The organism is Ancylomarina sp. (assembly GCF_041555295.1).
Lineage (GTDB): Bacteria > Bacteroidota > Bacteroidia > Bacteroidales > Marinifilaceae > Ancylomarina.
The window spans coordinates 1-8,333 of sequence record NZ_JBFFKR010000152.1 but is presented as its reverse complement, the minus strand read 5'-3'; the positions used below and the strand labels follow the sequence as shown (position 1 = coordinate 8,333).

Here is an 8,333-nt window from a genome sequence, read left to right as displayed (position 1 = left end):
TCTTTGGTAAAGGCATTTCTAGCATCGCCTTCCCAGCCTCCTGGAAAATCGATACGCATCACACCGTCACCGTCTGATTTACGACCTTCCATCAAGATTTCTCCTCCATAATACAATTGAGGAATCCCACGGGTAGTCAATAAAAAGCTCATTAGCATTTTATATTTACGCATGTCACCATCTAATACCGTCATCATTCTGTCGGTATCGTGATTCTCCATAAAAGTGAAAATATTTTCAGGATGTGGATAGAAATAATCAAATGCCAAAGAGTTGTACAAACGAATCAAACCTGCGTTCCAGTTCGCTTTCTCATCAAATGCTTTGGTCATGGCTTCTAATAATGAAAAATCCATCACACAAGGCAAGTTTGAATTGTAGCCATCGTGATTTAAAGCATCTTTTTGCCAGTACGAAATTTCAGCAGCAGTGCTTAACCAGGTTTCTCCAACCACATTAAAATTTGGATATTCGTTCATAATGGCGCCGGCATAAACAGCCATCGCATCCTTGTCGTTGTATGGGTAAGTATCAACACGAACACCTCCTAAGTCAGCGAATTCAATCCACCAAATGGTATTCTGAGTTAAATAAGTTATTAGTAAATCATTCTTTTGATTTAAGTCAGGCATACTGGTATCAAACCAGCCATCAAAATTTAAGTCGTAGTCTACTTTTGATACATATGGGTCATTGGTTGTACTCTTACGGTGATTCGAATTGGTGAATTCAGGAAAAGTGTGAACCCAATCCTTCGAAGGCAAATCTTTCATCCACCAGTGTGCCGACGCAGAGTGGTTGGTTACAATATCGATAATCAATTTAATGCCACGCTTCTTTGCTTCAGCGGACAAACGAGCATAATCTTCATTGGTGCCATAACGGGCATCTACTTTGTAAAAATCAGAAATGGCATAGGTATGGTAAGAAACCTTATCCATATTATCCTCCATCAAAGGGGTATTCCAAAGGGCGGTAATACCAAGTTCCTGTAGGTAATCCAAGTGGTTGATGATCCCTTGAATATCGCCACCATGACGGCCATCAGGATTATCTCGATCTAATTTATCATTCATTCCATCAACTGAATCGTTATCAGGATTTCCGTTGGAGAAACGGTCGGGCATGGTGAGGTATACCACGTCGGAAGTATCAAAACCTTTACGATCAACAGAACCGACTCTCCTTTGTTTCAATTCGTACTTATAAGTCGCTTTCGTTTTTCCTTTGTCGGTAAAAAGGATATCAAAACTTCCGGCTTTAGTCGATTTGTCAATCAAAAGATTAAGAAATAAATAATTAGGATTATCTGTCTTAATGATTCTTTCAATTGCCACTCCTGAATAGTTGATCGCCACTCTGCAATCTGAAATATTTTCGCCATGGATCATGACTTGTAGTTTGGGATTGGTCATATTAGCCCACCAAAACATGGGTTCAACATGATCTAATTTAATTTTCCCTGCAAAGGAAGACGTACCACATATAAATGTGAGACTTAGAGCGATAAATAAGGTTTTTATTCCGTTCATGGTTCAGTTGTTGTTTTTCCGATAAGCATCGGAAGCTTGGTTGTTGAGTTGTTTGATTATCATGCCATATACAGTTAATATATACGAGATTTTAATCCAGTTTCGTAATTACCTAGAAGGTAAAAAAAAAAGTTGGCCTACAATCCTTGTTCTTATACACAATTCTGCAAGCCAACAATTACATTAGAGCTATTCGTTTTCTATAACCAGACTACTGCTCTTCTCTATTTTATATTCATCATCTTTAATAAAGATTAAAACGTCCTCACCTTCTTCATTTATCACGCCAACTTCGTCGGCTGATACAAAGATATTAAGTAAGTTACCACGGAATAAAACTTTAAAAGAATAAGATTTCCATTGTTCAGGAATAAGAGGTTTTAGGCTAAGTTGTCCATTAACCACACGCATACCTCCAAAACCTTCTACAATCGACATCCAAGTACCAGCCATACTGGTAATATGCAAGCCTTCGTGAGCTTCACGGTTGTAATCATCAAGATCCAAACGAGAGGTTCTTAAATACATGTCGTAAGCACTATCGATATCACCGATTTTTGAAGCCAAAATTGAGTGAATACATGGCGATAATGAAGACTCATGAAGTGTTCTTGGCTCGTAGAAATTATAATTCTTCTTGATGGTTTCCAAATCGTAGTTCTCTTCGAACAAATAAACGCCTTGCAAAACATCAGCTTGTTTGATGAAACATGACCGTAGAATTCTGTCCCATGACCAAAACTGGTTAATTGGACGGAATTGAGGATCCAAATCAGAAGCAGTCAATTGCTCCTTATCCATGAATCCATCTTGTTGTAAGAAAACACCAGTTTCTTCCTCGATAGGAAAATGCATGTTCTCAACAATATCGGTCCATCTAGCCGTTTCCTTATCGAAATCGAAATTCAAATTTTCAATAATTTCCTCGTAACGAGTTGGATTACTTTCCTTCACATATTTAAAGGCTTCCTGAGTATAAGACATACACCAACATGCAATGGTATTGGTATACCAGTTATTGTTCACGTTGTTCTCGTACTCATTAGGTCCGGTAACACCAAGCATCACATATTTATTTTTCGCTGTAGAATAGGTAACTCTCTGGCTCCAAAAACGTGAAATACCAACCAAAACATCAAGACCATATTCAGCCAAATAGTTTTTATCATCGGTGTGACGAATGTAGTTGTAAATGGCAAAAGCAATGGCTCCATTACGATGAATCTCTTCGAAAGTAATTTCCCACTCGTTATGACACTCCTCACCATTCATGGTCACCATAGGATAAAGAGCTGCTCCATTTGTGAATCCTAATTTAGCAGCATTCTCAATCGCTTTTTGCAAGTGCTTATGACGATAAATCAAAAGATTACGAGTCACCTCAGGACGAGATGTACTCAAATAGAAAGGCACACAGTAAGCTTCAGTATCCCAATAAGTTGATCCACCATATTTTTCACCAGTAAATCCCTTTGGTCCAATATTCAATCGCTCATCTTCACCTGTATAGGTTTGATTCAACTGAAAAATATTGAAACGAATAGCTTGCTGAGCAGCCACATCACCTTCAATTACAATATCAGAGATAGACCATTTTTCAGCCCAAGCTGCAACATGCTCTTCCAATAAAGCTCCATAGCCCTTTTCGAAAGCTGCTCCTGAAACCTTAGATGCATTGCCACTAATTTCAGTTTTACTGTGATTCAATGAACTTAATACACTTACATATTTGTAAAAGCTAAGTTCATCACCTTGCTCAACATCAAGTTCAATGGTATTGGCAACATATTTTTCTTTTTCGATGATATCAGCTGTAGCTGCAACATCCTGTCCGTTCTTTAAAACCTGGTATCGCATGTTCATGCAAACATGAAAATCAAGTTTCTTAGTACGAGCAGTAATATAAGCTTCACCAGTCATCGACTTGGTGTTTAAGATGTCCCAGAACTTCTCATCATAATTCGAGTCTTCGTTTTTAACGTCAGCATCGATATATGAATTGAAACTAATTTCACCATCAAAATTAAGAGCTGTAACCGAGTAGCGAATCACACCAACTTCTGTAGTCACAATACTCAAAAAACGTTTGGCTTCAATCTTCACTTTATTGCCATTACCCATAGTAGCCACAAAAGAACGCTCCAATACGCCTTCTTTCATGTTAAGGGTGCGAATAAATTCGCTCACCTCACATTTTGCCAAATCGAGCATCTCTCCGTTTATTTTAACGTCGATACCAATCCAGTTTGGCGCATTTAGCACCTTGGCAAAATATTCGGGGTAACCGTTTTTCCACCAACCTACTCTGGTTTTATCAGGGTAATAAACTCCAGCTATATAGGTTCCTTGTAGAGTCTCTCCGGAATACTGTTCTTCGAACATAGCTCGATGTCCCATATTTCCATTTCCAAGACTAAATATACTTTCAGATGATTGGTGATTTTCAGGTGTAAAACCTTCTTCTATAATACACCACTCATCATGCTTTAAATACTCGTTCATTTTGCTTCAATTTTAGATACAGACTGTAGATTACAAATTCGTCTCGCAAAATCTGTAACCACACTACAGATGGGCAACCATCTCTATCATTAATAATTTAGTACAGAAGGACAAAAGCCCATCCCGACTACTTATTTAAACCTGATTCCAATTTTTCGAAAGTAAAACCTTCAAATCCAGGAACCACAAAATTGGCTTTGTTTAAAATATCAGGAGATCCTATTCCGACACATCGCATCCCTCCGTTAATTGCAGCTTCAACACCAGCTTCGGCGTCCTCAAACACCACACAATTTGCCGGTTCGAAACCTAAAAGCTCTGCTCCCTTCAAGAAAACTTCAGGATCAGGTTTAGCCTTACTAACATGAGTACCATCAACAATAGCATCGAAATATGAGGTTAGTTTCAATTGTTCAAGAATGGTCATGGCATTCTTGCTTGCAGAACCTAGGGCAATCTTAATGCCTTTGGCTTTTAGGTCTTCAAAGAAAATCTTCACGCCCGGAAGAATTTCATCAGGTGTCATCTTTAGAATATATTCTAAATATTCCTCGTTCTTTTTGGCAGCCAGCTTTAACTGAGTTTCCTCATCAAGATCTACGCCTCCAATTTCCATTAGAATCTCCAAAGAACGCATTCGGCTTACACCTTTTAAGCGTTCGTTATCCTCCTCAGTAAAATCGAAACCCAATCCATTGGCCAAGCTTTTCCAAGCTATATAGTGGTATTTAGCTGTATCAACTACAACACCATCTAAATCAAAAATACATGCACTAATCGTTCCCATCCTAACAAACATTATAATTTAACAGCTTTATTTTGCTTCACAAAGGCAACTGAAATTGCCCCTAACAACATCGACACACCAGCAATTATCATGATGTAAATTGCTTCTCCGTCAAAAAAGTATCTTAATATTTCACCAGCGATTATCCCACTAATAATTTGAGGGCCTGCAATGGTGAAATTGAAAATCCCCATATACACACCCATTTTATCAGCAGGTAATGAGTCAGACAAAATAGAATATGGCATGGCTAAAATCGCAGCCCATGCTATTCCGACTCCTACCATTGAAAACAACCATAGAGCAGCACTCGAAGGCACATCAACCTCTGTTATCAAGAGATTCAAATGAATAAGCTCACCTCCACTGAATAGATAGGTTGATAAATATCCAATACCTCCTAGAAGTAATGATATGGAATAAACATTTTTCCTGCCAAAACGAGTGGCAAGCTTTGACATTACAACTGAAAATATAGCCGCAAAAAGACTGTAACCTCCAAATAGAATTCCGACCCAATCTCCTGCATCCTGAAAAGATTTAGAAGAAACATCATCAATAGAACAACCCCATGAATGTTGAGCCAAAGCGTAAGTTGTATACACCCACATTAAATAAAGGGCAAACCATGAGAAAAACTGTACGACAGCTAATTGCATCATCGTTTTAGGAGTTTCCTTAAGAAGTTTGAAAAAACCAGCTAAAGTGGGTTTTTTCTTTTTTTCCTTGGATACAAGTTCCAAGCCTTTATAATCGGCATATTCCTCTGGTGGGTATTCCTTAGTTCGAAACACAGTCCAAAGTACTGACAGAAGCAACATGCCACCACCAATATAGAATGACCAGATTACGGATGAAGGCACACCACCATCGGGATCAACATTGCTTACTCCAAGAACATTGGTTAAAACAAATGGCAAAATAGAACCCAGTACTGCTCCAGTGTTAATCAAAAAACTTTGGATAGAATATCCCGTATTTCTTTGTTCTTCGGGAGTCATATCAGCTACAAGTGCTCTAAATGGTTGCATGGTAATATTAAATGAACCATCCATTAAGGCAAACATTATAGCACCAAACACAAGAGGTGGCATAATTTTGACAGCGATGCCAGCGTTAGGCATAAAAAACATGGATAAAGCAGCAATTATAGCACCTCCTAAAATGAAAGGGCCTCTTCGTCCGAAACGATTCCATGTGCGATCACTAGCTCCTCCAACAATTGGCTGAACAATTAATCCCATAACTGGGGCGGCCAACCAAAAAAGGGATAAATGGTGTAAATCGGCTCCTAAACTGGACAAAACACGGCTTACATTAGCTCCTTGCAAAGCAAAACCCATTTGTATCCCCAGGAATCCAAAACTTACATTCCATATTTGCCAAAAATTTAAACGAGGTTGTTTCTTCATTAGATTTTCATTTTTGTATCAAAAGGCACATTTAAAATTGGATAAAACAGTCTTTTAAAACCATTACTATCGAAAAGATAGTAATCATTTTCAAAAAAATATCGTCTGGATTGAGACACATTTCAGCTAACTCAGCATGTGCCACCTAAAAATAAGGATACCAATCCCAATGAAACAGAGCTAAAGCTCAGTTTTGAGATCAATAATAAAGGAAGTAATTATTATAATATAGTCGGAATAGAGGCTGGCCTCTGGGATTCGAAATTAGAATAAATTTTACAGAATATCAAAAAAAAGGAGTATCCTGTAATTCAAAACACCCATAGACATTGAGCCATATCGCATTTCAAACGGTTGCGGAGAAAAATAAAAAAAATAAAAAAAAGTCATCCTGAATGAGAGTCGCGCTGCTAAAACACTAAAATACCTCAATAAGGAACTCCTTATTGAAGTATTTTCAAATCAGATTGGGACAATGTAAAAGTGAAACTATGACTCATCATCAGTCATAGAATTCACAAACAAATGCTGCAATTGGGAAAACACAAACGAAACAAGAAAATCACTCTGCTCCTATTTTCATCTCCACATCTTTTCCATACACTAGTATACCCCCTACCTTCTCTCTAGCAACTCCGCTTCATTACTGGATAAACCCAGACTTGTTCCGGGCTTATTCCAGCCTTGACTCGAACAAGGTCCGATAAAAATAAAAAGGTTTCTAATGCAAACTTATAAAGGAGCTCATTTAATCCGCAAAATCATATTATCTTTTTATAAAATTGCTTGATTAGGTCAAATATCGCAGCACAAAAAAACATCTGAGATGACAAGTGTCACACTATTTTTCAAGCTAACTTTTTCAATCATTAGAAATAATAGGATACACCTATTAACAGAAATGTATAGTTTGGTTGCCGTATTGGCAGCATATCATTAAGTCCAAACAAAACGAGTTCCTTATTCCTGAATAATATTAGGAATAAGAAACTCATTATTATAATTTACATGGATACAGTATCAAACTCTATCGAAACAACAAGCCGCAGCCTATCAACTTCTCACAAATATTATCTGAAGGCCATCCACTTAGAGCTACTTCGTTGACTCACGAACCACCAATGAAGTCTTAATCACCTTCGTTACAGGCTTATAATCCATAACTCCCTCGTTAATTCTGCTCAGGAGTAATTCCATAGCTGTTAAACCTACATCATGACCATGCTGCTCCAGAGTGGTAAGGGCAGGATCAGTAACACGAGAAACCAAACCATCTGTAAAACCAATAATGGAAATATCCTCAGGAACACGTAAGCCTGCTTTTTTAACGACGCTTAATGCTCCTGCTGCAGTCAATTCATTTACAGCAAAAATCGCGTCTGGCCGTTCAGAAAGGCTCAATAATGCAGGGACTAATTCTTTGGCTTCATCAAAACTATCACACTTTATAATCAGATCTTCGTCGATAGCAAGTTTATTCTTAAGTAACGCCTGGCGATAGCCCTGCAACCGATTTTGTCCTAAAAGCATATGCTGAGGAGCCGATAAATGAGCAATGCGCTTACATCCTGACTCAATCAGGTGTTGAACAGCTGAAAATGCACCTGCATAATCATCAACAATAACATTATCGGAAGAAACCTCGTTGCAAATGCGATCAAAAAATACAATGGGAATACCGTTACTTCTCAATTCACGGAAATGGTCGTAATTCTTAGTCTCTTTCGACATAGACACCACTACACCATCAACTCGACTAGACAAAAGTGCTTGAGTGTTATCCATCTCACGATCAACGGATTCATTTGACTGGAAAATCATCACATTATAACCCGCATCGTGAGCAATTTTCTCTATCCCACTTATAACAGAAGAGAAGAAATGATGAACAATTTCAGGAATCATCACCCCTATAACATTACTCTTGCTACTCCGCAAACTTAAAGCAACTGCATTAGGTTTATAATGCCAGGCCTTAGCCAAAGCGTTGACCGCCTCTTTCGTTTTCACACTTATATCCGGATGGTCTTTTAAAGCTCTTGAAACAGTTGAAGCTGAAATACCTAATTCTTTAGCAATATCCTTAATCGTTACCTGTCC

General features: G+C 38.1%; 5 protein-coding genes. All 5 read right to left on the bottom strand.

Annotated elements, in window-relative coordinates:
• The coding region (locus tag ABY905_RS11045; protein ID WP_372643687.1) for an alpha-amylase family glycosyl hydrolase at positions 1-1,532 on the bottom strand (1,532 nt) is incomplete at its 3' end.
• A 189-nt stretch (positions 1,533-1,721) separates the two neighbouring features.
• Positions 1,722-4,034: a glycoside hydrolase family 65 protein gene (locus ABY905_RS11040; protein ID WP_372643685.1), complete on the bottom strand. Its 2,313-nt coding sequence runs from the start codon at positions 4,032-4,034 to the stop codon at positions 1,722-1,724.
• Between the two features lie 127 nt (positions 4,035-4,161).
• Positions 4,162-4,821 (bottom strand): beta-phosphoglucomutase, encoded by a 660-nt coding sequence (gene pgmB / locus ABY905_RS11035; RefSeq protein WP_372643682.1) that lies wholly within the window; start codon positions 4,819-4,821, stop codon positions 4,162-4,164.
• Positions 4,822-4,832: 11 nt separating this feature from the next.
• Entirely contained in the window at positions 4,833-6,233 is a 1,401-nt protein-coding gene (locus ABY905_RS11030; protein ID WP_372643679.1) for an MFS transporter, read from the bottom strand.
• A 1,095-nt stretch (positions 6,234-7,328) separates the two neighbouring features.
• Positions 7,329-8,333, bottom strand: a 1,005-nt coding sequence (locus ABY905_RS11025; protein ID WP_372643676.1) for a LacI family DNA-binding transcriptional regulator, incomplete at its 5' end; no start/stop codon positions are given.

What these genes read in the sequence shown, in the direction of transcription:
- ABY905_RS11040 (WP_372643685.1), bottom strand. Translation starts at nt 4,034, where the DNA reads ATGAACGAGTATTTAAAGCATGATGAGTGGTGTATTATAGAAGAAGGT.
- pgmB (WP_372643682.1), bottom strand. Translation starts at nt 4,821, where the DNA reads ATGGGAACGATTAGTGCATGTATTTTTGATTTAGATGGTGTTGTAGTT.
- ABY905_RS11030 (WP_372643679.1), bottom strand. Translation starts at nt 6,233, where the DNA reads ATGAAGAAACAACCTCGTTTAAATTTTTGGCAAATATGGAATGTAAGT.